The following is a 25952-nucleotide window of genomic DNA, read 5'->3' on the forward strand; positions in this document are numbered from 1 at the left end:
CCTTAAAGCTGTGGCATCTTAAAACCGCCGTTTGCTTGTTCAAAAGCATGGGCCACGCGGTAGAGTGTTGGTTCGCTGAAGTGGTTCCCGATGATCTGTAGACCGACCGGGAGGCCGTCTGAGAGACCGGCCGGCACCGAGATGGCTGGTACACCAGCCAAGTTGACCGGGATTGTCATAATGTCGTTGGCGTACATTGTGAGCGGATCTTCGAGTTGTTCGCCGAGCTTGAACGCCGTCGTCGGCGCAGTCGGCCCGATGATCGCGTCATAGTTCTCGAACACGCGCGCGAAGTCTTGCTTCATGAGTGTGCGCACCTGTTGCGACTTCTTGTAGAACGCATCGTAATAACCAGAGCTTAACGCGTACGTCCCGAGCATGATGCGGCGTTTCACTTCTTCGCCGAACCCTTGCTCGCGTGAATACGTGAACACTTCTTCGAGCGCATCGGCCTCGGCGCGACGTCCGTAACGGATGCCGTCAAAACGAGCGAGGTTCGAAGACGCCTCAGATGAAGCGAGTAAGTAGTACGTCGGGAGCGCATATTTCACAGTCGGGAGCGATACCGTCTCAACGGTCGCACCGAGCGACTTGAGCGTCTCGACCGCTTGTTCGATTTGTTTACGGACACCGTCTGACACGCCTTCTGCCATGAACTCTTGCGGCAGGGCGAACTTCATGCCTTTAATGTCGCCATGAAGTGACGTCGTATAGTCCGGAAGGTCGACTGTCGCCGACGTCGAGTCCATGTCGCAATGACCTGAGATGACGTTCAACAAATAGGCGTTGTCTTCGACCGATCGCGTCAGCGGACCGATCTGGTCGAGTGACGAGGCGAAGGCGACGAGGCCGTAACGTGAGACGAGACCGTACGTCGGTTTCATGCCGACGACGCCACAGTAAGCCGCCGGTTGGCGAATCGAGCCACCCGTATCCGAACCGAGGCTGAACAGCACTTGTCCGGCTGCGACCGTCGCGGCCGAACCGCCTGACGAACCGCCTGGTACATACGCAGTATTCCACGGGTTGCGGACGACTTTGAACGCCGAGTTCTCGTTCGATGAACCCATCGCGAATTCGTCCATGTTCATTTTCCCGATCGTGACGGCACCGGCGTCGTGAAGACGCTCGACGACCGTCGCGTCATGGGCCGGGACGAAGTTCTCGAGGAACTTCGAGGCACACGTCGTGCGTGTCCCTTTCGTGACGATGTTGTCTTTGACGCCGATCGGCAACCCGAAGAGCGGGTTGTCCGCTGTCTTGGCGAGGTCGTCCATCCGTTTCGCTTGCTCGAACGCGTCCTCGTTCAACGTGAGGAAAGCACCGATTTTGTCATCGGTCGCTTCGATGCGGTCAAATGATTCTTTGACGAGGTCCGTTACCGTGACCTCACCTTCTTTTAATAAGGTATGTAGCTTGGCTACACCGTGATCGAATAGTGTCATGAAGGGCCTCCTTACTCAAAGACGGCTGGGACGCGGACTTGGCCGTTCTCCCAATCAGGCGCCATCCGTTCGACTTCCTCGCGAGGAAGTGACGGGCGGACCTCGTCTTTGCGCATTACGTTTTTCAAATCTAGGGCATGGGTCGTCGGGATGACGCCCGTTGTATCGAGTTCATCGAGTTGCTCGGCGAACTCGAGGATTTTTGTCAATTGCTCCGTGAAGTGCGTCACTTCATCTTCCGTGATCGCAAGTCGGGCGAGTCCGGCGACGTGCCGAACTTCAGCTTCAGTGATTCGAGCCAAAGGTTCCACCTCCAACAGTTTTCAATACATCGTTCATTATCATACCACTTTTCCATAAGACAAAAAAGAAAATCCAATCCGGTCAAAGATGATCATTTTTTGAAAGTTAGGGAATCGCGCTAGAATATTGACTCGTTTCAAAAAACGGCTATACGGTACACGGGCAATTCTCATTATGCTAAGAGAGTAGCAAACATTTCCCGAGGAGGATCACTATGTCAATCCGTAACAAATTGATCGTTGCCTTCACCGTCCTGTTAGTCTTATTACTCGGTGTGAGCGGCTATTCATTCTATGCGTTGAATGCCTCGAAGGCAGCCCAACAAGACATGAACGTCTCTTGGGTGCCCGGCATGGACCAAATTCATCAAGTCGACAAGCAGTTGCTCGAGATTCGCCAGCATATGATGCGTCACGCACTAGTCGAGGATGAGGTCACAAAGCAAAATGTCGAAATCAGCATTGAGACCGGCATCACGATTTTAAAACAACAGCTGACCGGCTATGAGTCGACGATCATCAACAAGACCGACCGTGAACTGTTCGATCAGACGACGGCACAATGGACCACGTTCCAGTCAAACATTGAGGAATTGATTCGCATCTCGAATGAAGAAGGACAAGCCGCGGCCGACGCCTACATCCGGGACACGGCCACGCCGAGCGCAGACGCCCTGTCGAATACGCTCGGTCTCCTCATCAACTTGAACCGTGATGGGATTCGTTCTGACACCGAGGCTGGTGAAGCGTTGTTTGCACAAGTCCAACTCACGCTCATCGTCATCATGATCGCCGCCATCGTCTTCACCGTACTCATGATGGTGTTCATCTTCCGCTCGATTTTCGAACCATTGAACGAGTTCAAAGTGAAAATGCGCGAACTCGCCACGAGCCAAGGCGATTTGACGACGTCGATCCCGGTGAAGCGACGTGATGAGTTCTCTGGGCTCGCGCGCGACTTCAACCAATTCATCGCCAACCTGCGCCAGCTCATTTTGCAAGTGAACGGCGTCTCACGCGGGGTGACCGAGCAATCCACTCGCATGTACGACGAATTGAAAGCGCTTAATACGTATATGACGACGACCGCCGCAACGACCGAGGACTTGACGGCCGGCATGCAACAGACCGCGGCGAGTGCCCAGGAAATGAACGCCTCCGCGTCGGATATGGAACGAACGCTTCACAACATCGTGACGATGGCGGCTGAACGAAAAGTCGAGGCGGAGCAAGTCGACGCCCGAGCCATGGCGCTCCGCAGCCACGCCGTCGAAGCGAAGGCGTCAGCGATCGACGTCTTGTCCTCGACACGGCACAATCTCGAACGGGCCATGCATGACGCCAAAGCCGTCCGCGAGATCGCGACGCTCACGAACGATATTTTAGACATCGCGGCGCAGACGAACCTGTTATCGCTCAACGCCTCGATCGAAGCGGCACGAGCCGGTGAGGCGGGACGCGGGTTCGCCGTCGTCGCCGACGAGATCCGTAAACTGGCCGAGACGAGCCGGACGACCGTCGAACGGATCCAAGCGATCTCGACGACCGTGCTCCATTCGGTCGACCATTTGAACGAGACGTCGAGCGAGATGCTCGGTTTCCTCGATACGAACGTATTGAAAGATTACGACCAGCTCGAAGAAGCCGCCGAACGCTACAGCGAAGACGCCGGGCGCTTTGAGGCGACCGCCTCTGAATTCGCCGAAGCGGCCACCGAACTCGAACAATTGACGTCCGGGATGATCGGCGTCATTCAAGACGTCGCCGTGACGGTCAATAACGGGGCGCTCGGGACGCAAGACATCGCCGAGAAAGTGACGCTGTCGGTCGACCGGTTCAGTGAGTTGAACCGTGTCACCGAAGAGTCGCAACGGAAGATGGACGAGTTGAGCGAGTTGATCGGCCAATTTAAAGTGTAAATAAAAGGACGCACTCCCTCGGGAATGCGTCCTTTGTCATGCGGCCGACTGTTGCCGCTCTTTCCGTATCTCAAGTTCGAACCGCTTCGTCTCGGCGACGACGACACCCGACAAGAACAACAGCCCAATCAAGTTCGGAATCGCCATCAGACCGTTGAAGACGTCGGAGACGGCCCAAATCAAGTTCAAGTTCGTCGTCATCGCACCGAGTCCGGCGACAACAATGTACACCATCCGGTACGGGACGATCGCCCGCTCCCCGAGCAGGTAATGGACCGAGCGTTCCCCGTAATAACACCAGCCGATCACGGTCGAGAAGGCGAAGAAGACGAGCGAGATCGTGACGATGAGTTCACCGATCGGGCCGAGGAAGTAAGCGAACGACGCTTGCGTCAGCTCGATGCCTTGTAGCCCTTCCGTATACTGACCACCCATGACGATCGTCAACCCGGTGATCGAACAGACGATGAGCGTGTCGATCAACACTTGTGTCATCGAGACGAGCGCTTGCCGTCCCGGGAAATCCGTCTTCGCGGCCGCGGCCGCGATCGGTGCCGACCCTAGCCCAGCCTCGTTCGAGAACACGCCGCGCGCGACACCGTAACGGATCGCGGCACCGAGTGCCCCGCCGCCGATTGCTTCGGCACTGAACGTACTCGAGAAGATCGTCGCGAATGCGGACGGGATCAAGTCAAAGTTCATGACTAAAATGGCGAGCCCGGCCCCGACGTAAGCGAAAATCATGACCGGGACGAAAATCCCGACGACTTTCCCGATCGATTTGACGCCACCGAGGATGACGAACCCCGTCAGGACCATCATGATGATACCGGTCGCAACCATCGGGACACCGAACGACGTGTTCAGCGCTAAACTGATCGAGTTCGTCTGGACGCCATTGCCGATACCGAACGCGGCGATCGAGGCGAACAAGGCGAACGTCATGCCGAGCCAACGTTTTTTAAGCCCGTGTTCTAAATAGTACATCGGGCCGCCGGCAACCTCGCCCCGTTCATCGACGGTACGATACTTGACGGCAAGGATCGCCTCGGCGTATTTTGTCGCCATGCCGATGAAGCCACTCAGCCACATCCAGACGATCGCACCCGGTCCTCCGAGGACGATCGCGGTCGCGACCCCGACCATGTTGCCGGTACCGACCGTCGCCGCGAGCGCCGTCATGAGCGCTTGGAAGTGGGAGATGTCCCCACGTTGCCGTTTTCGTTTTTCGGCTTCCACGCCTGTCTTTTGCTTCGGGATGAACGCTTCTTTCAAGCCGAACCCGAGCCGTGTCACTTGGATGAATCCGAGCCGGAACGTCAAGAAGATGCCCGTCCCGATTAATAATATGAGCAAGTGTGGTCCCCAGACGAGGTTCGATAGACTCGTCACCCAACTTTCAAACTGCTTCACGTGATGTTCCCCCTATGTATGTATTCGCTTGACTGCTGGTTTATATTTTTCAGAACATTCACAACTTCGTCAAGTTGACGCGGGGTGAAATCATACCGATTCCGCGTAATGTTTTTGTAATATATCTGTTCAACGCTCGGTTTTATCCTGTTTCCGACTTTAGTATTTGAAATAAAAATGTAACGATTCACTTCATCAAAAAAACCGACCTCCCCTATTGGGAAATCGGTTGGGTCCAACTTATTTGGCGAGCGCCGCGACGACCTCGTCGACGTGACCGTTCACTTTGACGCCGCGCCACTCCTCTTCGATATAGCCGTCCTCGTTGATGAGGAACGTCGAGCGGACGATGCCGTAATATTCCTTGCCGTAATTCTTCTTCAACTGCCAGACGCCGTATAGCTCTGACACTTCATGCGTGTCGTCGACGAGCAAGTCGAACGGCAAATCGTTCTTCTCAATAAAGTTTTGATGCTTCTTCTGGCTGTCGGCCGAGATGCCGATGACGACGGCCCCGCTCATCTTCGGTGCGGCATCACGGAAATCGCACGCCTCGGTCGTACAGCCCGGCGTCGCGTCTCTCGGGTAGAAATAGAGGACGACTTTCTGGCCACGATAATCTTCGAGTGCGACCATGTCCCCATTTTGGTTCGGTAGTGTAAATGTTGGTGCTAACATCTGATTTCCTCCTTATCCGAACGACGGGTCGACGAGCTGTTCGTCATATCCGTCGATCGCTTGTTCTAGTTTTTGTTTGAGCGGGTCGAGTGCTTCGAGATAGTCGACCGGGTCTTCCGTCGCGGCCGCATCGCGAAGCGCGGCTTCATTATCGATATACCACGTCTGATACGCTTTAAAGTAATCGGTCATGATCACTTGGTTTTCCGGGACGGTGAGCGTCTCTGACATGAGCAAGAAGACGTTATTGTCCGCCTCGAGCGCGACATAGTCCGTCTGGGCGTTGACCCGGTCGTAAATCGGTCCGGCCTCATCTTCCGGCACGTCGGCGAGACGGGCGTTCGCTTCAGCGTTCACCCCGTACTCGCTCGCTTCGATCCCCGTCAACAACTCCCCGACCTCACCGATCACGTCAGCCGGGACCAAAGCCGGTGTGACGACGAGCGACCAATCGTCGCCTTCCTTGATCGCGACTTTGGCGAGCCGGTTCGGCAGTTCGTTCCCGTCACCATCCTCCATCTCATGGACGATATAGGCGACGTCCTCGTCCTCGTTCACCCAACTCTCGACGATGTCACCCGGCGTCAAGTCACGCGTCACGGCACCCGTCGCCGGGATGTCGGTCCGGGCAGCAGCGTAGTCGATGTCTGCGAGCGCCTCGGCGTCCCCGTCACGGAGCGCTTGTTGATACGATTCATACACCGTCTCGACCTCGTCCGGGAGCGGTCGTTTCGTCTCTTCGACCGGTGCTGCCTCTTCATTCCCGCAAGCGCCGAGCATGAGTGTGAGCGCCAGCGGCAACATCCATTTTCTCATCCAATCATTCCTTCCTCGATCGATCTCTTTTCACCATCCTACCACGACTGAATTTAGAGCGGAAACGACACGCTTTTCCGGAAAATTGTTTCACTAGGATTTCATGAAGAATTCCGATACAATACAGACGTAAGCGCTTAACTGCATAATCACTTTAAGGGGGAACGAGAATGATTCCATACAAACATGAACCATTCACAGACTTTACAAACAAAGAGAACGCTGGCTTGATTCAAGCGGCGATCGAGAAAGTGAACGGGGAGCTTGGTCAGGACTATCCGCTCGTGATCGGTGGGGAAAAAGTGACGACGGAAGGTAAGATCACGTCTTACAACCCGGCCAATAAAGACGAAGTCATCGGACACGTCTCGAAAGCGAACCAAGAACTCGCGGAACGTGCGATGCAAGAAGCGCTCAAAGCGTTCGACACGTGGCGTCACGTCGACCCGTCAGTCCGTGCCGACGTCTTGTTCAAAGCGGCGAACATCGTCCGTAAACGGAAGCATGAGTTCTCGGCCTACCTCGTCAAAGAAGCGGGCAAGCCTTGGAACGAAGCGGACGCGGACACGGCGGAAGCGATCGACTTCATGGAGTACTATGCGCGTCAAATGCTCGAACTTAAACCCGGTAAGAAAGTCGAGAGTCGCCCGGGCGAGTACAACCGCTATGACTACATCCCACTCGGGGTCGGGATCGTCATCAGCCCATGGAACTTCCCGTTCGCGATCATGGCAGGGACGGCCGTCGCGGCCATCGTCGCCGGTAACACGATCCTCTTGAAGCCAGCTTCGACGACACCGATCGTCGCGGCGAAATTCGTCGAGGTCATGGAAGAAGCGGGTCTCCCGAAAGGCGTCCTCAACTTCATCCCGGGACCGGGCGCTGAAGTCGGCGACTACCTCGTCGACCATCCGAAGACTCGCTTCATCAGCTTCACTGGTTCACGCGACGTGGGTCTGCGCATCAACGAGCGCGCCTCGAAGTTGAACGATGGCCAAATCTGGCTCAAACGCGTCATCGCCGAGATGGGCGGAAAAGACACGATCGTCGTCGACGAATCAGCGGACCTCGAACTCGCGGCCCAGTCGATCGTCAAATCGTCGTTCGGTTTCTCCGGACAAAAATGTTCAGCTTGTTCACGCGCCGTCATCGTCGATAGCGTGTATGACACGGTGCTCGACCGCGTCATCGAATTGACGAACGAACTGTCAGTCGGAAACACCGAGCAGAACGAGCACTTCATGGGACCGGTCATCGATGCGGCCGCGTTCAAGAAGGTCACGTCGTACTTCGACATCGCGAAAGAAGAAGGACGCATCGTCACGGGCGGTAAAGCGGACGACTCGACCGGCTACTTCGTCGAGCCGACGGTCGTCGCCGACGTGGCACCGAAAGCACGTCTCATGCAAGAAGAGATCTTCGGGCCGATCGTCGCCTTCACGAAAGCGAAAGACTTCAAAGAAGCGATCGACATCGCCAACAACACCGAGTACGGCTTGACGGGCGCTGTGCTGACGCGTGACCGCTCGAACCAAGAATACGCACGCCAAAACTTCCACGTTGGCAACTTGTACTTCAACCGTGGTTGCACAGGCGCGATCGTCGGCTATCAGCCGTTCGGCGGCTTCAACATGTCAGGGACCGATTCAAAAGCAGGCGGGCCGGATTACATCCAGCTCCACATGCAAGCGAAAACGACGTCAGAGACGTTTTAATCCAGGAAGGTACGACGGGACATCCCGTCGTGCCTTTTTTCTGTGTCGGCCTCACCCTAACGCCACGTCTAAAATCATCATGACGGTAAATCCAAGCATCAAGGCGATCGATGCCAAGTCCTTATGGCCATTCTCTTGCGACCCCGGGATGACTTCTTCGACGACGACAAAAATCATGGCCCCCGCGGCAAAGCTCAATGCGAACGGCAGTAGCGGCTCCATGACAAACACCGCCCAAACGCCGAATAAGGCGGCGACCGGCTCGACGACGGCCGACAGCTGTCCGTAGAAAAAACTCTTTCGTCGTGACATCCCGTCCCTCCTTAACGGCAGCGCCACCGCCACGCCTTCTGGAAAGTTTTGAATCCCGATCCCGATCGCTAGCGCGATGGCACCCGTCAACGAGGCCGATGGAAAGTCAGCCGCGACCGCCCCGAACGCGACCCCGATCGCTAGCCCTTCCGGTATGTTGTGCAACGTGATGGCTAAGACGAGCAACGTGCTGCGCTTTCGTTTGAACGGGCCGATCCCTTCCGCCTCACTGAGCGGGGAAGTCGGATGAAGGTGCGGAATCAGTTGATCGATGCCCCATAAAAAGAATCCGCCCATTAAAAAGCCGACCGCGGCCGGGAACCAGGCCGGCCAAGCGTCCTGTCCTGCCATCTCGATCGCCGGCGCGAGCAGCGACCAAAAACTGGCGGCAATCATCACCCCGCCGGCAAATCCGAGCATCCCGTCCATCAGCCGTTGATTGATCGATTTCGTTGTGAACACGACAGCCGCCCCGAGCGCCGTCATGCCCCATGTGAACAACGTCCCGAGCAAGGCTTGCACGGCCGGGCTCAGTTGAGCCACCCCGTCCCACATCGCCATCGCCTCCCCTTAAGCTTTGTATGCGCGCCCTATTCTTTTCCCGTCGTCCCTGCGTCGCTAATCCCGATTTGAACAATCAAAAAAGAGGAGAGCGACGTCGCTCTCCTCCGTTACAATTCTATTTAAAACGTGCGCATCAAGTTCGCCATCTCAATCGCCGCTGTCGCTGCTTCCCAGCCTTTGTTCCCGGCTTTCGTGCCGGCCCGCTCGATCGCTTGTTCGATCGTCTCGGTCGTCAAGACGCCGAAGATGACCGGCACTTCCGACTGATAGCTCGCTTGGGCGACACCTTTCGCCGCTTCGCTGCAGACGTAGTCGAAGTGCGGCGTCGCCCCGCGGATGACCGCGCCGAGCGTGATGACAGCGTCATACTTCTTGCTCATCGCCATTTTTTTGGCGACGAGTGGGAGTTCGAACGCACCCGGGACGAACGCGATCTCGACGTCGTCTTGCTCGATGCCGTGGCGCTTCAACGCATCCTTCGCCCCGTCGAGCAAGCGCATCGTAATCAAATCGTTGAACCGTCCGACGACGATCCCGATTTTCAAGCCTTTACCAACCAAGTTACCTTCAAATGTATGCAACATTATTCTTCTCCTCCAAAATGATTCATTTTTTGTTGTTTCGTCAAGCGATAGCGTTCATTCTCGGCGTGCTCCCCGACGATGATCGGGACGCGTTCGACGACGGTGATGCCGCACGCCTCCAAGGCATCGACTTTCTCTGGGTTGTTCGTCATGAGCCGCACGTTCGTGACGCCAAGGTCACGCAACATGCCCGCGCTCACCCGGTAGTCACGCAAGTCGGTATGCAACCCGAGCGCGACGTTCGCCTCGACCGTGTCGAGCCCTTGCTCCTGCAGTTCATACGCCTTCAATTTATTCAGTAAGCCGATGCCGCGCCCTTCTTGGCGCATGTAGAGCACGACGCCGCCCTCTTCTTCAATTTTAGCGAGTGACGCATCAAGTTGCGGACCGCAGTCGCAGCGGTAAGAGCCGAACACGTCACCGGTCAGACATTCCGAATGGATGCGGACGAGCGGTGCATGTTCAAGTTCGCCTTTGATGAGCGCGACGTGCTCTTCGCGGTCAAGGACGTTTCGATAACCGATCAGGCGAAACTCACCCTTCGCCGAGGGGAGATTGACGTCCGCCTCTCGTTCGACGAGGTCCGTCTCCATATAGCGGACGAGCTCCTCGATCGTGATGAATTTCAAATCGTGCCGTTCCGCGACGTGGACCAGGTCCGGTACTCGAGCCATCTCGCCGTCATGACGGATGATTTCGCAAATGACGGCGACCGGCTCACTCCCTGACAGTCGAGCCAAATCGACCGACGCTTCGGTGTGGCCGCGCCGCACCGAGACGCCGCCTTTTTTCGCGATGAGCGGGAAGATGTGTCCCGGCCGTTGAAAATCGGCCGGACGCGCGTTCGCATTGGCCAGCTCGCGGACCGTGTGGGCCCGTTCGCTCGCCGAGATGCCCGTCGTCGAGTCGACATGGTCGACACTGACGGTGAACGCCGTCCCGTGTGGATCGGTGCTGTTGTCAACCATCGGCGACAAGTCGAGCCGGACGGCGACTTCTTCCGCCAGGGCGGCACAGACGAGCCCTTTCCCTTCCGTGATGAGGAAGTTCATCGTCTCGGCCGTCATCTTATCGGCGAGGACGACGAAGTCACCTTCGTTCTCCCGGTCCTCGTCATCGACGACGATGATCGGACGCCCCATCTTCAAATCTTCGATTGCTTGTTCGGTTGTGTGAAACATCACCATCCCGCCTTTCCGTATCCCATCGACGCAAGTGATTCGAGCGTCATGTCTTTTTGATTCACTAGCTTTTCCATATATTTAGCCAACATATCGCATTCCAAATTGACCTTATCCCCTGCCTGCTTCATCCCGAGCACCGTCTCACTATACGTGTGCGGGATGAGCGACAGCGTGAAGCCGCGTTCAGTGACCTCGTACACCGTCAAGCTCGTCCCGTCGACCGAGATCGAACCTTTAGGGACGATGAAACGGAGTAGCGACGGCTCGCAACTAATATCGATGTAGACCGCGTTCGCGAGCGGACGCTTCTTGACGATGCGACCGACCCCGTCGACGTGTCCCGAGACGAAGTGACCGCCAAAGCGACCGTTCGCCGGCATCGCCCGCTCGAGGTTGACGTCCGTTCCAGGGCGGACCCCGTCTAGACTTGACGCTTTGAGCGTCTCCGGCATGACGTCGACGGCAAAACTCGTTTGATCAAACGCCGTCACGGTCAGGCAAATCCCGTTCACCGAGATGCTATCGCCGAGCTTCACGCCTTCTAACACGATCTTGCCCGCGAGCGTGAGCCGTAGCGACGGCCCGTTCCGCTTCACTGCTTTCACACTGCCGATTTCTTCAACGATTCCCGTGAACATCGGACTCCCCCTTTCTCATGACGAGCTTGATGTCGGTACCGACCGTCTCGACCGAGCCGATCGCGAAGCGCTCGATCGCATCTAACGGTCCGGCTTGGCTCGAGCGATAGACGCCTCGGTTCCCACCGAACACGCGCGGTGACTGATACATGACCCATTCGTCGACGTATCGTCCGTCAAAGAGTGACGTCACGAGCGTCGGTCCCGCCTCGATGAGCAAACGGCCGACGCCGCGACCATGCAAGTCACGAAGGACGTTGTCGAGTGTCGAATAGTCGGCAAGCTCGACACCGTTTTGAGCGAGCTCGGTCCGTTTCACTTCATCATCGGACAGCGTATAGACGAGCACCGGCACGTCTTTCGCGCTCCGGACGAGCTGACTCGAGAGCGGTAAGCGGAGCTCGCGGTCGAGGACGACCCGAAGCGGCTGACGTGTCGGCGTGTCGAGCCGGACGGTCAAGGCAGGGTCGTCGGCGAGCACGGTCCCGATTCCAGTCAAGACGGCATCGACCGTCGCCCGTAGTTCGTGGACGTCACGTCTCGCTTCAGTCCCGGTCACCCACTGGCTCTCACCCGTGTCGAGCGCGACTTTCCCGTCTAGGCTCGTCGCCGTCTTCAATACGACGTACGGCCGTTTCGTCTCAAGCGAACGTAGGAACGCCGGATTGAGCGCACGGGCCTCGTCTTCGAGCAGACCGACTTCGACGTCGATCCCCGCCGCCTTCAAACGGGCGACACCTTTCCCTGCGACGAGCGGGTTCGGGTCTTCCATCGCGATGACGGCGCGCTTGATGCCCGACTCGACGATCAAGTCGGCACATGGCGGCGTTTTCCCGTAGTGCGAGCACGGCTCGAGCGTGACGTAAATCGTCGCGCCGTATGCGGACGCACCGGCCATGCGAATGGCGTGCACTTCGGCGTGCGGTTCACCGGCCTTCAAATGGGCACCGAATCCGACGACGCGACCGTCTTTGACGACGACGGCCCCGACGAGCGGGTTCACACCGGTCTGTCCGGCAGCGGACTTGGCCAATTGGATTGCTTGTTGCATGTACTGTTGCATCGTTCTCCCTCCTTGTTTCGTACAGACAAAAAGACCCTAAGGATGTCCTTAGGGTCTCGGCGGGAGGTCTCAGTCGTCATTGGGCGAGCCAAATAAACGTTTTCTTTACAGAAAAACGTACGACGAAGCGCAGGTCACGAGGACCTGTCTTTTTTCCTTCTCCCATCCAGACTATACTGTCGGCTCTAGAATCGCACTAGATCCACCGTTCGCACACGTGCGCCCGGGTCACGGACTTAAGGCTTGCGCCCATCACCGCCGGTTGGGAATTGCACCCGACCCCGAAGGAATATTTGTTTGTACTCCTTTACTTTAGCGCAAAAAAGAATCGAAGGCAAAAATAAAAGCGCAAAAAAAGCGCCACTCCGATGAGCAGCGCTTCCAATCAAGCCAAGAACAAGACGACGAGCAAACCGACGATCCAACAATAGAACGAGAAGTACTTGAGCTCACCCTTCGCCATGATGTGCTGGAACCATTTGAGCGAGATGGCCGTCAGCGCGTACGAGGCGATGAACGCCAAGACGAGCGGACCGAACAGATCGCGCGTCGCCGGGTCGGTGAAGAGTGCCGGCCCGTCCAAGATCATCGTCCCGAGACTGACCGGGATGAACAAGAAGAACGAGAACCGGAGCGCCGACTCTTGTTTAATGCCGAGCAACATCGCCATGACGATCGTGGCACCCGAGCGGCTGATCCCGGGGATGAGCGCGACCGCTTGGGCGAGACCGATCAAGATGGCGTCACGTAACGTGATGCCGCCGTCGCCTTTATTCCCGCGCATGTTGCGGATGAACCAAAGTGCGACCCCGGTCAAAATCAATGTGTAGCCGACCGTCGCGACGCCGCTGAGCGTCTCACCGATCCAATCGCCGAATAACACGCCGAGCACGCCGGCCGGTACGGTCGCGACGAGCAAGAGACCGATGAATTTGACGTCGATCATCGTATCCTCGTTGCGGTCTTTCTTAAATAAGAACGTCCACAGACTGACGACGAGGCGGACGACATCTTGGCGATAAATCGTCAAAACGGCAAGGAGCGACGCAAAGTTGACGAAAATCTCGAACGACAGTCCCGGTAATTCGATGTTGAACAGCTCTTGGAAGATGACCAAGTGACCGCTCGACGAGATCGGGATCGGCTCCGTAAACCCTTGGACGAGACCAAGCAGCAAGTAAAATAACCATATTGTCATATCATAATATCCTCTTTTCTCAAATTCGCTCAATGCGGCTATTTTAGCAGAATCTCAGTTTCATTGACCACCCTTAAAAAAAATTCGTATATTTTGAAAACTTTTATTGATTAGTCTGAAAATTAAATTTATTATAGAAGAGTACTCAACTGGACAACGGTGATGACCCCATTGTCCAGCTGGGTACATTTTTGTATGGAATTCATATAATTTACCAAATATAAAACTTTTTGTTTACAAATGAACCCATATAATATTAAATTTGTAATGTACCTGTTACCTTTTTTTTCAATCTTTCATCCGACTTTAGACCTATCACGTCCCATTTTTAACATAAAAAACTTACAAAAGCGCTTATAAATCGTAAAAACTATCCGATAGTATGATTGTAGAAGCACTTTCGTCATCATTGTCGGTTCAGATATGAGTCCATGGAAGGAGGAACCATCATTGAGTCAAACGCTATCCACTAATACTCATCACTTATCAACCGAACAGCAACGCATGATTCACTGTATTCGTTTGCTCGGGGATTTATTAAAGGAACGTCCTCGTCGCTCTGTCTATCGTCGTTTCGCGATGGAGCAAAACTGGCCGTCTCCCGAATCGATCATTCGACAGTTCGGATCATGGGCCGAGGCACTCGCCATCGCCGGCTATGAATGGCATGGGGAAATCGCCGTTGATTTACCCGATAAAATGCCAAAATATACACGCGATGATATCGTCGAGACGCTTGCCCTCTATTCACGGGACATGGGTTCGATCATCACGCTGAAGAAATATCAAGAATGGCGGAAACTACATCCGAAAGCACCGAGCCATTACCACATCGTCAAGACGTTCGGTTCGTGGCATGATGCCTGCGCCGAAGCCGGTCTGGAGGCGAGCGTGACTTACTCGAAGTCAGAGTTGTCGAACGCTCTTCGAGAAGCGATTCATGAGATGGGCTTCTCTCTTTCATTCGAGGCGTACCGAGAATGGGCGAAACGCAACAACAAGCCATCTACGAAAGCGATCTTGCATCGTTACGGGTCTTGGTCCGCTGCCATCCATGCGGTCGAGTCCGACATGTTCAGCCAGAAATCATAATCATTCATTCAAAAAGGAGAACCGTTTAACGGTCCTCCTTTTTTTCATTGAATTCGTTCGGTCGACGTGTCCCGGTAATGGGCGACACGGTCGCGACCGTTAAACTTCGCCCCGACGTACATCGCCCGGTCGGCATGTCGCAACACCGTATCGAGCTCTTCGTATTCATGAATCGTCTCGATGCCGATGCTCGCCGTCACTTGGACCCGGATCCCTTCCGTCCCGAACGGGTGTGACCGGAGCGCTTGCCGAATCTTCTCACCGGTCACAATCCCCGCCGCCTCGTTCGTCCTCGGGAACACGAAGACGAACTCTTCGCCGCCGTAACGCGTGACGAGGTCACTGCTCCGGACGAGCCGGTTGAACAGGACCCCCGCTTCAATCAACACTTCGTCACCGAACGCATGGCCGTACGTATCGTTAATCGATTTAAAATGGTCGAGGTCGATCAAAAAGACCGACAACGGATACGACGCGACGTCGTTCAATCGCTCTTTCGTCCAACGTTTCAACGCCCGTTGGTTCGGCAACCCGGTCAACGGATCGGTCAGACTCTCGTGCTGGAGCCGATCCCGTTCATCGATCCGCTCCAGCGACCACGACAGCGTCTTGAGCAAGCGGTGAATCTCGACCGCGAGCGCCTCATCATAGGCCCCGTTCGCCGTCGTCGAGATCATACAGCTGACCGCGTTCGTCGTGCTCGTCACCGGTTGAATGACGAGCGCGGAATGATGTAGTTCGCTTTGGTTCACCTGAAGCTCCGGGTGCCACTCGTGGAGCGAATCGTACAGAAAGTATGGCTCACTCGCGTCACGGTGCTGTTCGAGCGTATACGCATCAGTGACCGCTTCCGCTTTCCGCCCCCGCACATCATAAAACGTCTGGTCCCCGTCTCGATTGATTTGAAGCCAACCACGTTCGACCTCGACGACTTCCCGTAAGCCGTTCCAAAATTTTTCAATTAACAGCGCTTCGCTGTCGACGCGATAGAGCTGTTCTTTCAACCGCTCGACTTGATCGATCTTCGATTGCGTCTCTTCTGTCTGTGTCGCTTTCGACAACCCCATCTTCAAGATCGACAAGAGCAGGAACGTCGCCATCAACCCGACATACCCGAACAGTTGGAACGCCTCGAGCGCGACCATCGTGAACAACAGCTCGAGCGAGATGACGAGCCAATCGAACCGTAACAGCCGCCACATGATCGGTAGCGGGATCCGCTCCCCGATCAAGAACCGCGACATGACGAAGCTAAAGCCGAGGACGAGATAAAGCACTCCGAAGAAACCAATCAGTGCCACTCCTTGCTCGAGCAAGTGGACGGTCGACCCGATCTCACCGCCGAGCGAAAAGTAGACGAGACCCGGGATGACGAGAATCATGGCCTCGATCAACGTGTTGAGCGGATAAAAGTGTAAGAAGCGCCGGCGGCCGACTTTCCTGTTGAACGCCCGCGCCTGAAACGTCAACAACAGCAATTGTCCCATTAAAAGTGCCGGGACGAGCCCGTACAAGAAGAACGTCATGAAGACGAACAACTCGTGGAATGTGAAGTGCAGGTGCCGCCGCTTTAACGGGTTCATGACGAACAAGGCACCGAGCGTGTAGATGAACCAGAAGAACGCCCAATCGAACGTTTCCAGATCGGTCCACGTGTAATAGACGATCCCGATGAAGACGAGCGACCACGAGAGCCAGCTCCTTATAAGATACTTCCGAAACCGCATCGTCTCACCCCTTTTCTTGTAACATTCTTTAATAGTATGAAGGGTTTTGGGGAAACATTCCAGTCGTTGTTTGAAAGTTGTGACAATGAAAAAACCGTGGCGCACGCCACGGTCTGTCCGTTATTTCGCTTTCAAATAAGAAATACCGATCGAGCCGGACCCGGTATGGGCCCCGAGCAGCGGCGCGAGCGTGTCGACGCGGATCGGCACCTTGTCGCCGAGTTCCCGTTTCCACGACTCCGCAAGCTCCGGCACATTCCCGTGGAAGATCGAGACGTCCGTGCATTCGCCTGACTCGATCGCCGCCCGGATGACCTCGAACAAGTGGGCTTGCGCCTTTTTATACGTCCGTACGGTCTGATACGGGACGATGAGCCCGTCCTCGAAGCGGAGCACCGGCTTCAGCTGCAGCATGTTGCCGATGAGCGCTTTTGATTTCGAGATGCGTCCACCTTTTTGCATTTGCGTCAAATTCTGAATCGTCAGTTCGATCCGGACGTCCTCGACGCGCTGTTTCATGTACGCCTCGACGTCATCAAGGGCGTCTCCGCGCTCGACGCGCTCGATCAGTTCCTCGAGCAACAGACCCATCGTATAAATACCCGACCGTGAATCGATGGCGAGCAGCTTGAACTCGGCGATCTCGGCCCCTTGGATCGACGCAGAGTACGTGCCGCTCAAGTCAGACGACAGGTGGACGGCGATGCCCATGTCATACTTTGGCTTCAACTCTTCATACAACGTTGCGAAATCCCCGATTGCCGGTTGGCTCGTCGAGACGCGCTCGCCGGCATCGATCCAGTCGTACACCGTCTCGGCGTCGACTTCGATGCCGTCTTTATAAGGTTGATCGCCCTTGACGACGTAAAGCGGGACGATATGGATGTCTGGGTGGTGTTTGATCGAATCTGGCAGGACGACCGTGCTGTCCGTGATGTAGGCAATTTTCATGTGAGCCTCTCCTTTAAAATCGTAATTAGTACCTGGTAGTATGATTTTATCACAGGTGAAACGGTTTCACTAATTTTTCAAAAAATGTACCCGTCTTCGTCAAACGTTCAAACCTCCCAGGTCCACAATCTGCCCGAAACGGGTAAAAGATAACATGGACAAAGGAGGCGTTTTTTTATGATTCGAATCGAGAACGTCAATAAAATTTACAAGACCGGTGACATCGAGACGGCCGCCTTGAAAGACGTCGACTTGACGATCAACGATGGGGCGTTCGTCGTCATCCTCGGACCGAGCGGCAGCGGCAAAAGTACACTCTTGAACGTCATCAGCGGGCTTGATACGGTCACGTCCGGGAACATCACGTTCGATGACACCGTCTTGACCGACCTGTCCCCGGAACAGATGACGGCGTTTCGGCGCGACCATCTCGGCTTCATCTTCCAACAATACAATTTGCTCCAAAACTTGACCGTCTACGAAAATATCCAGATCGGGGCCGACCTGTCGACGCAACCGCTCGGTATCGACGAGCTGTTAGAGCAGGTCGGGCTGTCGCCTGCGCGCGACAAGTACCCGTACCAACTGTCCGGCGGTGAGCAGCAGCGCGTCTCGGTCGCCCGGAGTCTCGCCAAAAACCCGTCGATCATCTTTTGCGATGAACCGACCGGCTCGCTCGACGAGGACAACTCGAAGAAAGTGCTCGAGCTGCTCGAACGATTGAACACGACGTACGGCAAGACCGTCGTCGTCATCACCCACAACACCGGCATCAGCGCCATGGCCGACGACGTCATCAAGATGAACTCGGGACGCATCGTCGAACTGACGCACAACCCGGTCCGACAAGCCGCGCGCGATATCGCTTGGGGTTAGGAGGTTTCGACCATGCTGTATAAAAACGTTTTGAAGACGCTCGTCGGCAAATGGATGCAGCTCGTCGCCATCGCCGTCATCATCGTCATGAGCTCGCTCACCTATACGATGATGTTCTACGGCATCAGCGGGATCGAGGTCCCGACCGAGGACTACTTGGCGTCGTCGAACCAAGAGGACTTCGCCGTCGAGATGCTCAACCGCGTCACCGCAGACGAAGCGAACGATCCCGAAATCGCCTCCCTCGTCGCCTCGGGCACGTATACGCTCGCCGACTTGAAACAGGTCGACCCGGAACGCTTCGACGACTTGATCGGCGCCCGGATCGACGCGGTCGAGTCCGTCATGCCCGAGGCGACACTCGAACTTCGCGAATCCAAACTGATCACTTATCCATTCGCGGGCAGTGAACATCGGGGGCTCGTCTTAAAAGAAACAATGACGATCAATCAATCTTACCTCGAAGCAGGATCGCGTCCGACGACCGACGACGAGGTCGCGCTCAACGCCAAATACGCCGAGAAGAACGGGATCGAGGTCGGTGACACGATCGACCTCGGCACGCCGTTCACGGTGAGCGGCTTCGTCTTGTTTCCGGATTATACGCTCCCGCTGTTCGATGAGAACTTCTTCAATCTCGACGCCGGGACGCAGACACTCCTGCTCATGACGGACGAGGCGTATGAAGCGATCGTCGGCACGGAGTCGTTCCGGCTCTCAGGCGTCACGGACGGCGCGATCGACACCGTCGAGCTCCCATTCGTCGTCTCGGTCATGGAGACGGAGAATATTATGCGCAGCGGGGCCATCTATAGTGAGATCTCGTCCGGGAAAGCGATGGCGCTCGGACTTAGCCTATTCATCGTCTCGATCGCCGTCATCATCGTCGCCATTCTCATCTCGAACATGCTCGAGGCCGAACGCGGTCAGATCGGGCTGTTGAAAGCGATCGGCTACAACCGGCGCCAGATTTCAATCCCCTACTTGGTGCTGATCTTGGTGTTCGCGACGCTCATGCTCGTCATCGGGTACTTCCTCGGCCTCTACTTCGCCGACCCGCTCAAAAACCTGTACCTCGACTTCTATCTGTTGCCATCGATCACGATCGCTCAAAACCCACTCGTCTTTTTGACCGCCGTGCTCGTCCCGCTCGTCTTCTTCGGCATCGTCGCCGGTGCCGTCATCTACAAGCTTATGGGCGAGAGCGCGCTCGCACTGTTATCACCGCGCGACAACATATCACTCAATCGGCTCAGCCGGCTCGTCAGCCGAATGCTAAGCCGGGCCAGCGGGAAAACGAAGTTCAAATATTTATACGCCGTCAAAAGCACGGGCAGCTTCATCATCTTCTTCCTCGGTATCTTGTTCTCGACATTGTTGATCGTGTTCGCACTCATGATGAACGGGGCCGTCGACCGGATGACGGTCGGCGGATTGAACGACGTCGACTATGCGTATGAGGCGTACGCGAACACGGAATCGCCGCCAATGCTCGCCGACGGTCAGGAACCGTTCCTCGCCTATCCGTTCGCGTTCGTCGAGGATCAACTCGTCACCCTTAAAGGCTTGAGCGACGACAACACGCTCTACCGGCTGCGAGACCGGGACGGGAACGAATTGACCCCTGCAACCGATGGCGTCATCGTCACCGAACCGCTCGCCTTAAAACAAAGCTTTGACGTCGGCGACACGATCGACCTCGAGCTCGACGGGGAGACGTTATCGTACCCGATCCTCGGCATCGCCGACGACTTCACGGGTGACGTCGTCTATTTACCGATTGAAATGCTCAGCAACGAGCTGACAGACGGCGCCTCGAGCGACTTGTTCAACGGCGTCTACGCCAGTGAACGGCCGGACGAGTCGGTGTATCCGACGATTCTGTCGCGCGACGGCTTGATTGAACAGTCCGAGTCGATCAACGAGTATATGAATTTGATGATGAACGTCATGATCGGCGGCTCCGCCTTGATCGCCTTCAGCATCTTGTTCGTCTTGACCGCGCTCACGGTCGAGAAAAACTATTACGTCATCTCGCTCCTCAAAGTGATGGGGTATAATCGACGTGAGGTCCGCTCGATGATCCTCGACAGCTACTTCGTCTACGCGCTCATCTCGGCACTCCTGAGCATCCCGATCGCCCTCGTCGTCCTCCGGATCATCATCGTCGTCTTCGCCGAGGACTACGGGCTCGTCTTGCCGCTCGAGTTTGAATGGATCTACGTGCTCTATACGGTCGGGGCCGTCACGATCTTGTTCTTCGTCAGCACGTTCGTCAGCCGGCGCAAGATCGATCAAATCCCGCTCCAAGAAGTGTTGAAGACGTATCAAGAATAATTTTTCTCGAAATAGGGCATAATAAGAGAAGAGACTAGGCCTCTCGCTTGAGGGGCCTAACTATTTGCAGAAGAGGATGATTCTAATGAACCGTACACAAGTGTTGCTCGCTATCCCAGGAAACTGGCCATCGGCCGAGGCAGTGAGCGAAAAGATTAGTATACATAGCGAAGGCTACACAATGGCCGGCCTGTTGCTGTTAGAAGACGAAACCGGAAAAGCGTTCACCGTCGAAGTCGTCGAACGCGACCCAGCGCTCGCCGAGGCGATGATTCACGCCAGCACGAGCGGCTTCACACCGAAAATCGCCAAAGGACTTACGCGTCACACACATATCGTCTATTTGATCGGCGACGTCAATGATGTGACAGACATCGCCGCGGCCCGTCGCGGGGCGAACGCCCTGTTGAACGCCGGCGGACTCGGTGTCATGGTCGAGACGGCAGGCGTCGCTTATTCGAAAGACGAATGGCAAGCGTCGAAAGAAGAAGACCTCGCCCTCGACTACTCGCTCCTCACCGCCATCACGGAAGAAGAGACGGCGTACGTGTCGTGGGGCATGAAAGCGTTCGGCCATGCCGACGTCGCCGTACCAGAAACGCTCGAGATCGAAGACGCGATCCACGTCATCCATTCGTTTAACTTCCATTTGATCGCAGGCGGATCAATGTTCGGTGACGGCGACAGCTTCACGTTCGAGGACGGCAAGACGTTCACGGTCGAGATGGGCGAAGACGAGCGCACGTCAATCGACAACTTGCTCCATAACCCGTTCGGCTTGATCTACCTCGTACCACAAATTGCAGAATAACATGTCAATCGATTAATTTGGACCCACATCCAAATTGATCGATTTTTTGATATCGCTCGTCCTTCCGGCGCCCACGCTTTCCGCAGGCAATCCCGGAGCCGCATCGCGACTCGCGTCGCTGCTGGGTCTCCGTCGGATTGCTTTCCTGCAGGAGTCGGGGCGCCATCGGACGAGCAACAAAAAGGTACTGTACGAAAACTAATCGAACAGCTAATAGCCGAACAGCTAATAGCCGAACGGAAAATCATCCGTGTCGGAAATGGGCCATCTACTCGCTACCAGCCCCTAAAGTAAACAAGAGCTCACAGATCATTCGTCTGTGAGCTCTTGTTGTTTCGGCATGTCGAGCGGCATAAAGTAATGGTCGCACCCTTCCCATTCGAGCTGTTCGCTCAAAATATCGAACGACGTCCGGAAGAATGCCTGCACGTATCTCGTTTCCCCTACGTTCTCAAGAGATAAAAAGAACTCGCTCTTGCCGGCATCATAATAGGCGTCTTGCGGTTTGAGCCGCTCCGTCCCGATCTCCGTGTACTGGAACGGGTAAGGCAAGATGAAGAACGTCGGAATATCGACCGCTTCATCACCGAGCCAAAACCCGAACTCGACCATGTGCTCGTCAAACGCCGCCTTCTCGATGACTTTATCTTCCGGGAACGGCTCAGGCCGTCCATAGACGATGAGCGACGACACGTCAAACGTTCCCCAAAACAGGCCTGGCTTCACTTTCCGACAGCGGAGCGGTGCGAGAAATGCCGTTTGCTCCCGCGCGGCGTATTGAAACAGACGGATGCCTCGTTGCGCCGCCATAGCGTCATAGGCGAGCGGTGTCTCGTCCCGGTCCAGATAACGTAACTCCCGCATCTCTTGCGTTCTCGGATTGAGGGCGACCGAGACGCCGTTTGCGCGCAGGGCACCCATGATTTCTTCATAGTACGTACTGATCGACTTGCCTGCTTCGAGCGGGAATACCGACGTGTCGGCACCGACTTGGACTCTGATATGAGATTGAAAGACATCGACGTCGAGTTGTAGCCACGTCTCCCCTTGCACGAGCGGGCCAGTCGAAAAGCCGCTCAGCGCAACGGGCAACGTGACGTGTGTCCATTGTGGCTCTTGCGGAGCCAAAGCCAACTTGATTTTCCCCAAGATTTGCGACAGCAAATGGAGCGTGAGCTTTGTCTCAGCCCATTCCGAGTGGCGTATCATCTCCATCACAGATTCCTCCGTTCCTTCGTTGCAAAAGTGACAGAACCACTTCATTAATTCCCGTTAAATCATCACGACAATCAAAAAAATCCACAGACACATGTCTGTGGATTTACTTTCTCATCTCTTGGAGCCGTTCGAGCTGGTGGGTCAACTCACCGATCGGCACGAACCGGGCCCGGCGGAGCATCTCTTTGCCGTCGATGAAGAACAAGACGACCGGTACGGTGAAAATCGAATAGGCGCCGGCGATATCCGGCACTTCGTCCGAATCGACCGCGACCGCCTCGATGTCGGGAAAATCAACGAGCATCTCCTCGACTTGCGGCTTGAGCGAGTGACAGACGCTGCATCCCGGGTGCGAGACATAGACGAGCAACTGCTCGGCCTCAGCGACCCGTTCATTCAACATCGAAAGTGTGTTCACAGCCTCCATGCTGTCTCCCCCTTTCAACTTAAGCGTCGAGCCAAAGCACACCGACCGTCTCAAAGCCGGCATGGACCGCAATCGACGGACAGAAACGTGTCTTCACGACGTCAACCTCCGGCAATTTCGCTTGGATGAGGGCGACGAGGTTGTCTTGCATCTCTGGAGCGAGCGCCGTCTGGACGAAGACGCGGTTGTTATAAATCCCGTTCGCCGCATGAAGACGTTCGAGTTCGGTGACCATCTCAGCGTACGCTTTTTTGATCGAACGCACTTTCTTGAACGGGATGACTTTCCCGGATTCGTCGAGCGTGATGATCGGTTTGATGTTCAAGATGTTCGCGAGGAACATCTCACCTGATGACACACGTCCGCCCCGGCGCATCGTCTCCATGTTCCCGATGATCATGAAGAAGTTTTTCTTGTCACGCCATGCTTCGAGAAGAGCAACGATTTCCTCGACCGACTTGCCTTCCTTCTCGGCAGCGAGACCGAGACGGACGAGCTCTTGCTGCGCCTCGAGTGCCGCGTGCGAGTCGACCGTATAAACTTTAAACCCAGCCGCCTCAGCCGCTGCGCTCGAGTTTTTGACGGTGCTGCTCAATCCGTTCGAACAGTGGACGGCGATGGCGCAATCGTAACCTTCTTCTTTTAAGCGTTCGTAACGCGAGATGAAGTCACCAAAAATCGGTTGCGACGTCTTCGCTTCTTTCTTTTGGTCGATCATGTAGCGGTGCAATTCCTCAATCGAGAGGTCGACTTCACTGTAGCCGCTCCCGTCGACGATCAATTGGATCGGGACGATCTCGACGCCGAGCTGGGCGGCCTCCTCTTTCGAGAAGTTGGCCATACTATCGGTGATCCATGCAATTTTTGTCATAACAAATAGTCCTCCAGTAGTCGTTCAATTTTTTCCTCTTTCATTATAACCCATTTTCCCCGCCACTTCCCCGAAGAAAAAAGCAGAACGATTGCGGAATCGCCCTGCTCCCGTTCATTTTGTCGAAATCAGCTTCGTGTGGGCGAACTCATCGTGCGGCAGTTCGAGGTCTTTATTCGACTTCATCTGTTGAAGTGCACGAAGAAGTGGTAGACCGAGCGTCGCCGGATAGACGACGTCCTTGTAGAGCGTCCGTTTCATGACTTGCTCGAGCGTTAGCGGTCGGCCATCTTGGCTCACGACTTTAATCCCGACGATTTTGTCGCCGATCGTCTGCCCGTCCCGGTTGAGCAAGAAGTAGGCTTCTCCTGCGATGGAGACGATTGTCGGTAAGTAATAATGCTTCACTTCTTTATCCGGCCAGATTTTTTTACGGATCGTCTTCTCGACGAGTTTCGCGGGTGCTTCTAATAGGATTTTATCGATTCGACTAGCTACAGCGCGTTTCCAGATTGGGACTGCCACGTTCATCATCCTTTCGTTTCGTTTCCTAGCCTTTAGATTCCTCTTTTGGCTTGGCTTGAAACGCTGAAAACGGACAACCTGACCGCGCGAACAAGTTCGGCGTCACAATCTTGTCATCATAGTGTCGATGAAAGACGTGGGTCGAGGCCGGTGACAGCGGCGGGATGAGCCAACTCCACTGTCCGGTCACGTCACGACCGGCGTCCGTCTCATTTTTCTCGAACCGTTTAAACTGTTTCGCCGCTGTATGATGGTCGACAATCGTCACGCCGGCGCGCTCGAACGACTGCAAGACGGCGACGTTCAGCTCGACGAGGGCGCGGTCACGCCAGAGCGTCCGCTCTTTTGACGTATCGAGACCGAGTGATGCCCCGACAAGCGGGAGCAGGTTGTAGCGCTCGACGTCGGCGAGGTTGCGCGCCCCGATCTCTGTCTCCATGTACCACCCGTTGAACGGGACCGATGTGAAGCGGTGTCCACCGATTTCAAGCTCCATGTCAGCGATGGCCGGGACGGCGTGCCACTTGACGTCACGTCCCCCGAACAAATCGACGTCGTCATGGCGAATATCGACCTCGAGCACGGCATCGGCCGGCAGTTCATACATGCGGATCTCGTTCCCGTCTGTAAGCAAGAGCGGTAACAGATCGAAAGCAGTACCGGCCCCGGCCCAACCGAGACGCATCGCTTGTCTCGTCATCGACAGCGATAGCGGGTCACCGACGATGCCGTCTGTCGTCTCGTACGCCGCGTAACGGATGAGTTGCGTGTTCAAAATCCGAAAATGGTTCGGGAGGACGGTCATCGTCGAGCGGATCTTTCCGCCGTTCGTCGCGTAGCGAAGATGGGCGACAATTGCTTCAAACACCTCGTCGAACGTCTCCACGTCACGCGCGTCATGGACGGTGAGTGTCTGCCAAAACAAGCGGCCGATGCAGCGGTTCGAGTTGCGCCATGCGAGTTTTACCCCGGACGCCAATTCGTCTTTCGTGAGCGTGTACGTCCCGGTCCGATCGATTTCGGCTTCGATCTCCCGTAACCGTTCGGTATGCTCCCCTTCAAGTTGTGAGAAAAAGTGGCGGGCTGCCTGTAGTCGATCCATCGTTTCTGTCTCCTCTTCTGATCTGTCCCTTCCATCTTAGAGAAAACTGCGTCCCGTTTCTAGTTTTAGAGCGCACAAAAAGCGAGCCGGCAAATTGATATGCTCCCTCAAAAGTAGACAGGTTAAAAAATATAACCTGTTTTACTTTTGAAGGGAGTTTTTTGTGTGGCTCAAAAACGCTATT

General features: G+C 55.4%; 24 protein-coding genes and 1 riboswitch. Of the genes, 6 read left to right on the forward strand and 18 right to left on the reverse strand.

Annotated features, from left to right (window positions below; all coding sequences use genetic code 11):
• Nucleotides 1-2: 2 nt before the first annotated feature.
• Nucleotides 3-1445, reverse strand: coding sequence for an Asp-tRNA(Asn)/Glu-tRNA(Gln) amidotransferase subunit GatA (gene gatA / locus KNP77_RS06935; RefSeq protein WP_214889556.1), 1443 nt, complete (start codon nt 1443-1445; stop codon nt 3-5).
• Between the two features lie 11 nt (nt 1446-1456).
• Nucleotides 1457-1747: an Asp-tRNA(Asn)/Glu-tRNA(Gln) amidotransferase subunit GatC gene (gene gatC, locus KNP77_RS06940; protein ID WP_016509877.1), complete on the reverse strand. Its 291-nt coding sequence runs from the start codon at nt 1745-1747 to the stop codon at nt 1457-1459.
• A gap of 215 nt (nt 1748-1962) precedes the next feature.
• On the opposite strand from gatC, the gene KNP77_RS06945 reads away from it, so the two are divergent.
• Entirely contained in the window at nt 1963-3666 is a 1704-nt protein-coding gene (locus KNP77_RS06945; protein ID WP_214889559.1) for a methyl-accepting chemotaxis protein, read from the forward strand.
• 36 nt (nt 3667-3702) lie between these two features.
• Here the strand turns inward: KNP77_RS06945 and KNP77_RS06950 are convergent, their stop codons facing one another.
• The 3 genes from KNP77_RS06950 to KNP77_RS06960 all read right to left on the reverse strand — a co-directional run bounded on the left by KNP77_RS06950 (nt 3703) and on the right by KNP77_RS06960 (nt 6573).
• On the reverse strand, nt 3703-5079 hold the full coding sequence (locus KNP77_RS06950; protein WP_214889561.1) for an alanine/glycine:cation symporter family protein: 1377 nt from the start codon (nt 5077-5079) through the stop codon (nt 3703-3705).
• Nucleotides 5080-5319: 240 nt separating this feature from the next.
• Complete coding sequence (gene bcp / locus KNP77_RS06955) at nt 5320-5757, reverse strand: thioredoxin-dependent thiol peroxidase (RefSeq protein WP_070328593.1); 438 nt, start codon at nt 5755-5757, stop codon at nt 5320-5322.
• A 12-nt stretch (nt 5758-5769) separates the two neighbouring features.
• Nucleotides 5770-6573, reverse strand: coding sequence for a hypothetical protein (locus KNP77_RS06960; RefSeq protein WP_214889563.1), 804 nt, complete (start codon nt 6571-6573; stop codon nt 5770-5772).
• A gap of 170 nt (nt 6574-6743) precedes the next feature.
• Here KNP77_RS06960 and pruA point away from each other — a divergent pair, with 170 nt between their 5' ends.
• Nucleotides 6744-8288 carry an L-glutamate gamma-semialdehyde dehydrogenase gene (gene pruA / locus KNP77_RS06965; protein WP_214889565.1) on the forward strand — a complete coding sequence of 515 codons (1545 nt, stop codon included), beginning with the start codon at nt 6744-6746 and terminating at the stop codon, nt 8286-8288.
• 51 nt (nt 8289-8339) lie between these two features.
• Here pruA and KNP77_RS06970 read toward each other — a convergent pair whose 3' ends face one another.
• From KNP77_RS06970 to KNP77_RS06995, 6 genes are all read right to left on the reverse strand, one after another.
• Complete coding sequence (locus KNP77_RS06970) at nt 8340-9155, reverse strand: ZIP family metal transporter (RefSeq protein ID WP_214889567.1); 816 nt, start codon at nt 9153-9155, stop codon at nt 8340-8342.
• 128 nt (nt 9156-9283) lie between these two features.
• Nucleotides 9284-9748 carry a 6,7-dimethyl-8-ribityllumazine synthase gene (gene ribH / locus KNP77_RS06975; RefSeq protein WP_070328590.1) on the reverse strand — a complete coding sequence of 155 codons (465 nt, stop codon included), beginning with the start codon at nt 9746-9748 and terminating at the stop codon, nt 9284-9286.
• Entirely contained in the window at nt 9748-10929 is a 1182-nt protein-coding gene (gene ribB, locus KNP77_RS06980; RefSeq protein ID WP_214889569.1) for a 3,4-dihydroxy-2-butanone-4-phosphate synthase, read from the reverse strand. The genes ribH and ribB overlap by 1 nt, the downstream gene beginning before the upstream one ends.
• Entirely contained in the window at nt 10929-11570 is a 642-nt protein-coding gene (gene ribE, locus KNP77_RS06985) for a riboflavin synthase (RefSeq protein ID WP_214889571.1), read from the reverse strand. The genes ribB and ribE overlap by 1 nt, the downstream gene beginning before the upstream one ends.
• A complete protein-coding gene (gene ribD / locus KNP77_RS06990) occupies nt 11551-12633 on the reverse strand; it encodes a bifunctional diaminohydroxyphosphoribosylaminopyrimidine deaminase/5-amino-6-(5-phosphoribosylamino)uracil reductase RibD (protein ID WP_214889574.1) in 1083 nt (360 codons plus the stop codon). The genes ribE and ribD overlap by 20 nt, the downstream gene beginning before the upstream one ends.
• Before the next feature lie 150 nt (nt 12634-12783).
• Nucleotides 12784-12926: riboswitch (FMN riboswitch) on the reverse strand.
• Between the two features lie 92 nt (nt 12927-13018).
• Nucleotides 13019-13831 (reverse strand): undecaprenyl-diphosphate phosphatase, encoded by an 813-nt coding sequence (locus KNP77_RS06995; RefSeq protein ID WP_214889577.1) that lies wholly within the window; start codon nt 13829-13831, stop codon nt 13019-13021.
• Nucleotides 13832-14281: 450 nt separating this feature from the next.
• Between KNP77_RS06995 and KNP77_RS07000 the strand changes: the two genes are divergently transcribed.
• Complete coding sequence (locus KNP77_RS07000; RefSeq protein ID WP_070328585.1) at nt 14282-14923, forward strand: homing endonuclease associated repeat-containing protein; 642 nt, start codon at nt 14282-14284, stop codon at nt 14921-14923.
• Nucleotides 14924-14967: 44 nt separating this feature from the next.
• On the opposite strand, the gene KNP77_RS07005 is transcribed toward KNP77_RS07000, so the two are convergent.
• Both KNP77_RS07005 and KNP77_RS07010 read right to left on the reverse strand, forming a co-directional pair.
• On the reverse strand, nt 14968-16650 hold the full coding sequence (locus KNP77_RS07005) for a GGDEF domain-containing protein (RefSeq protein WP_214889592.1): 1683 nt from the start codon (nt 16648-16650) through the stop codon (nt 14968-14970).
• A gap of 120 nt (nt 16651-16770) precedes the next feature.
• Nucleotides 16771-17601, reverse strand: coding sequence for a DegV family protein (locus KNP77_RS07010; RefSeq protein ID WP_070328583.1), 831 nt, complete (start codon nt 17599-17601; stop codon nt 16771-16773).
• 177 nt (nt 17602-17778) lie between these two features.
• On the opposite strand from KNP77_RS07010, the gene KNP77_RS07015 reads away from it, so the two are divergent.
• The 3 genes from KNP77_RS07015 (at nt 17779) to KNP77_RS07025 (ending at nt 21625) form a co-directional block, all read left to right on the forward strand.
• On the forward strand, nt 17779-18477 hold the full coding sequence (locus KNP77_RS07015; protein WP_070328582.1) for an ABC transporter ATP-binding protein: 699 nt from the start codon (nt 17779-17781) through the stop codon (nt 18475-18477).
• Between the two features lie 12 nt (nt 18478-18489).
• Nucleotides 18490-20814 carry an ABC transporter permease gene (locus KNP77_RS07020; RefSeq protein WP_214889593.1) on the forward strand — a complete coding sequence of 775 codons (2325 nt, stop codon included), beginning with the start codon at nt 18490-18492 and terminating at the stop codon, nt 20812-20814.
• Between the two features lie 85 nt (nt 20815-20899).
• Entirely contained in the window at nt 20900-21625 is a 726-nt protein-coding gene (locus tag KNP77_RS07025; RefSeq protein WP_236633341.1) for a DUF4261 domain-containing protein, read from the forward strand.
• 309 nt (nt 21626-21934) lie between these two features.
• On the opposite strand, the gene KNP77_RS07030 is transcribed toward KNP77_RS07025, so the two are convergent.
• From KNP77_RS07030 to KNP77_RS07050, 5 genes are all read right to left on the reverse strand, one after another.
• Nucleotides 21935-22840: a DUF5996 family protein gene (locus KNP77_RS07030; RefSeq protein ID WP_214889595.1), complete on the reverse strand. Its 906-nt coding sequence runs from the start codon at nt 22838-22840 to the stop codon at nt 21935-21937.
• 106 nt (nt 22841-22946) lie between these two features.
• Nucleotides 22947-23270: a thioredoxin family protein gene (locus KNP77_RS07035; RefSeq protein WP_131438813.1), complete on the reverse strand. Its 324-nt coding sequence runs from the start codon at nt 23268-23270 to the stop codon at nt 22947-22949.
• A gap of 19 nt (nt 23271-23289) precedes the next feature.
• Complete coding sequence (locus tag KNP77_RS07040; RefSeq protein WP_070328565.1) at nt 23290-24141, reverse strand: DegV family protein; 852 nt, start codon at nt 24139-24141, stop codon at nt 23290-23292.
• 114 nt (nt 24142-24255) lie between these two features.
• Nucleotides 24256-24672 (reverse strand): RDD family protein, encoded by a 417-nt coding sequence (locus KNP77_RS07045; RefSeq protein WP_236633340.1) that lies wholly within the window; start codon nt 24670-24672, stop codon nt 24256-24258.
• A gap of 19 nt (nt 24673-24691) precedes the next feature.
• Nucleotides 24692-25768 carry a nitric oxide synthase oxygenase gene (locus KNP77_RS07050; protein ID WP_214889597.1) on the reverse strand — a complete coding sequence of 359 codons (1077 nt, stop codon included), beginning with the start codon at nt 25766-25768 and terminating at the stop codon, nt 24692-24694.
• Between the last annotated feature and the right edge of the window lie 184 nt (nt 25769-25952).

The organism is Exiguobacterium sp. s142, assembly GCF_018618455.1.
Lineage (GTDB): Bacteria > Bacillota > Bacilli > Exiguobacteriales > Exiguobacteriaceae > Exiguobacterium > Exiguobacterium aurantiacum_A.

Excerpts from the sequence above, each read along its gene's own strand:
- KNP77_RS07005 (WP_214889592.1), bottom strand. The coding sequence starts at position 16,650 with ATGCGGTTTCGGAAGTATCTTATAAGGAGCTGGCTCTCGTGGTCGCTC.
- KNP77_RS06970 (WP_214889567.1), bottom strand. The coding sequence starts at position 9,155 with ATGTGGGACGGGGTGGCTCAACTGAGCCCGGCCGTGCAAGCCTTGCTC.
- gatA (WP_214889556.1), bottom strand. The coding sequence starts at position 1,445 with ATGACACTATTCGATCACGGTGTAGCCAAGCTACATACCTTATTAAAA.
- KNP77_RS07040 (WP_070328565.1), bottom strand. The coding sequence starts at position 24,141 with ATGACAAAAATTGCATGGATCACCGATAGTATGGCCAACTTCTCGAAA.
- KNP77_RS07010 (WP_070328583.1), bottom strand. The coding sequence starts at position 17,601 with ATGAAAATTGCCTACATCACGGACAGCACGGTCGTCCTGCCAGATTCG.
- KNP77_RS07035 (WP_131438813.1), bottom strand. The coding sequence starts at position 23,270 with ATGGAGGCTGTGAACACACTTTCGATGTTGAATGAACGGGTCGCTGAG.
- KNP77_RS07050 (WP_214889597.1), bottom strand. The coding sequence starts at position 25,768 with ATGGATCGACTACAGGCAGCCCGCCACTTTTTCTCACAACTTGAAGGG.
- bcp (WP_070328593.1), bottom strand. The coding sequence starts at position 5,757 with ATGTTAGCACCAACATTTACACTACCGAACCAAAATGGGGACATGGTC.
- ribD (WP_214889574.1), bottom strand. The coding sequence starts at position 12,633 with ATGCAACAGTACATGCAACAAGCAATCCAATTGGCCAAGTCCGCTGCC.
- KNP77_RS07020 (WP_214889593.1), top strand. The coding sequence starts at position 18,490 with ATGCTGTATAAAAACGTTTTGAAGACGCTCGTCGGCAAATGGATGCAG.
- KNP77_RS07015 (WP_070328582.1), top strand. The coding sequence starts at position 17,779 with ATGATTCGAATCGAGAACGTCAATAAAATTTACAAGACCGGTGACATC.
- KNP77_RS06995 (WP_214889577.1), bottom strand. The coding sequence starts at position 13,831 with ATGACAATATGGTTATTTTACTTGCTGCTTGGTCTCGTCCAAGGGTTT.
- ribE (WP_214889571.1), bottom strand. The coding sequence starts at position 11,570 with ATGTTCACGGGAATCGTTGAAGAAATCGGCAGTGTGAAAGCAGTGAAG.
- KNP77_RS06960 (WP_214889563.1), bottom strand. The coding sequence starts at position 6,573 with ATGAGAAAATGGATGTTGCCGCTGGCGCTCACACTCATGCTCGGCGCT.
- KNP77_RS07045 (WP_236633340.1), bottom strand. The coding sequence starts at position 24,672 with ATGAACGTGGCAGTCCCAATCTGGAAACGCGCTGTAGCTAGTCGAATC.
- ribB (WP_214889569.1), bottom strand. The coding sequence starts at position 10,929 with ATGTTTCACACAACCGAACAAGCAATCGAAGATTTGAAGATGGGGCGT.
- KNP77_RS07030 (WP_214889595.1), bottom strand. The coding sequence starts at position 22,840 with ATGGAGATGATACGCCACTCGGAATGGGCTGAGACAAAGCTCACGCTC.
- pruA (WP_214889565.1), top strand. The coding sequence starts at position 6,744 with ATGATTCCATACAAACATGAACCATTCACAGACTTTACAAACAAAGAG.
- KNP77_RS07025 (WP_236633341.1), top strand. The coding sequence starts at position 20,900 with ATGAACCGTACACAAGTGTTGCTCGCTATCCCAGGAAACTGGCCATCG.
- KNP77_RS06945 (WP_214889559.1), top strand. The coding sequence starts at position 1,963 with ATGTCAATCCGTAACAAATTGATCGTTGCCTTCACCGTCCTGTTAGTC.
- ribH (WP_070328590.1), bottom strand. The coding sequence starts at position 9,748 with ATGTTGCATACATTTGAAGGTAACTTGGTTGGTAAAGGCTTGAAAATC.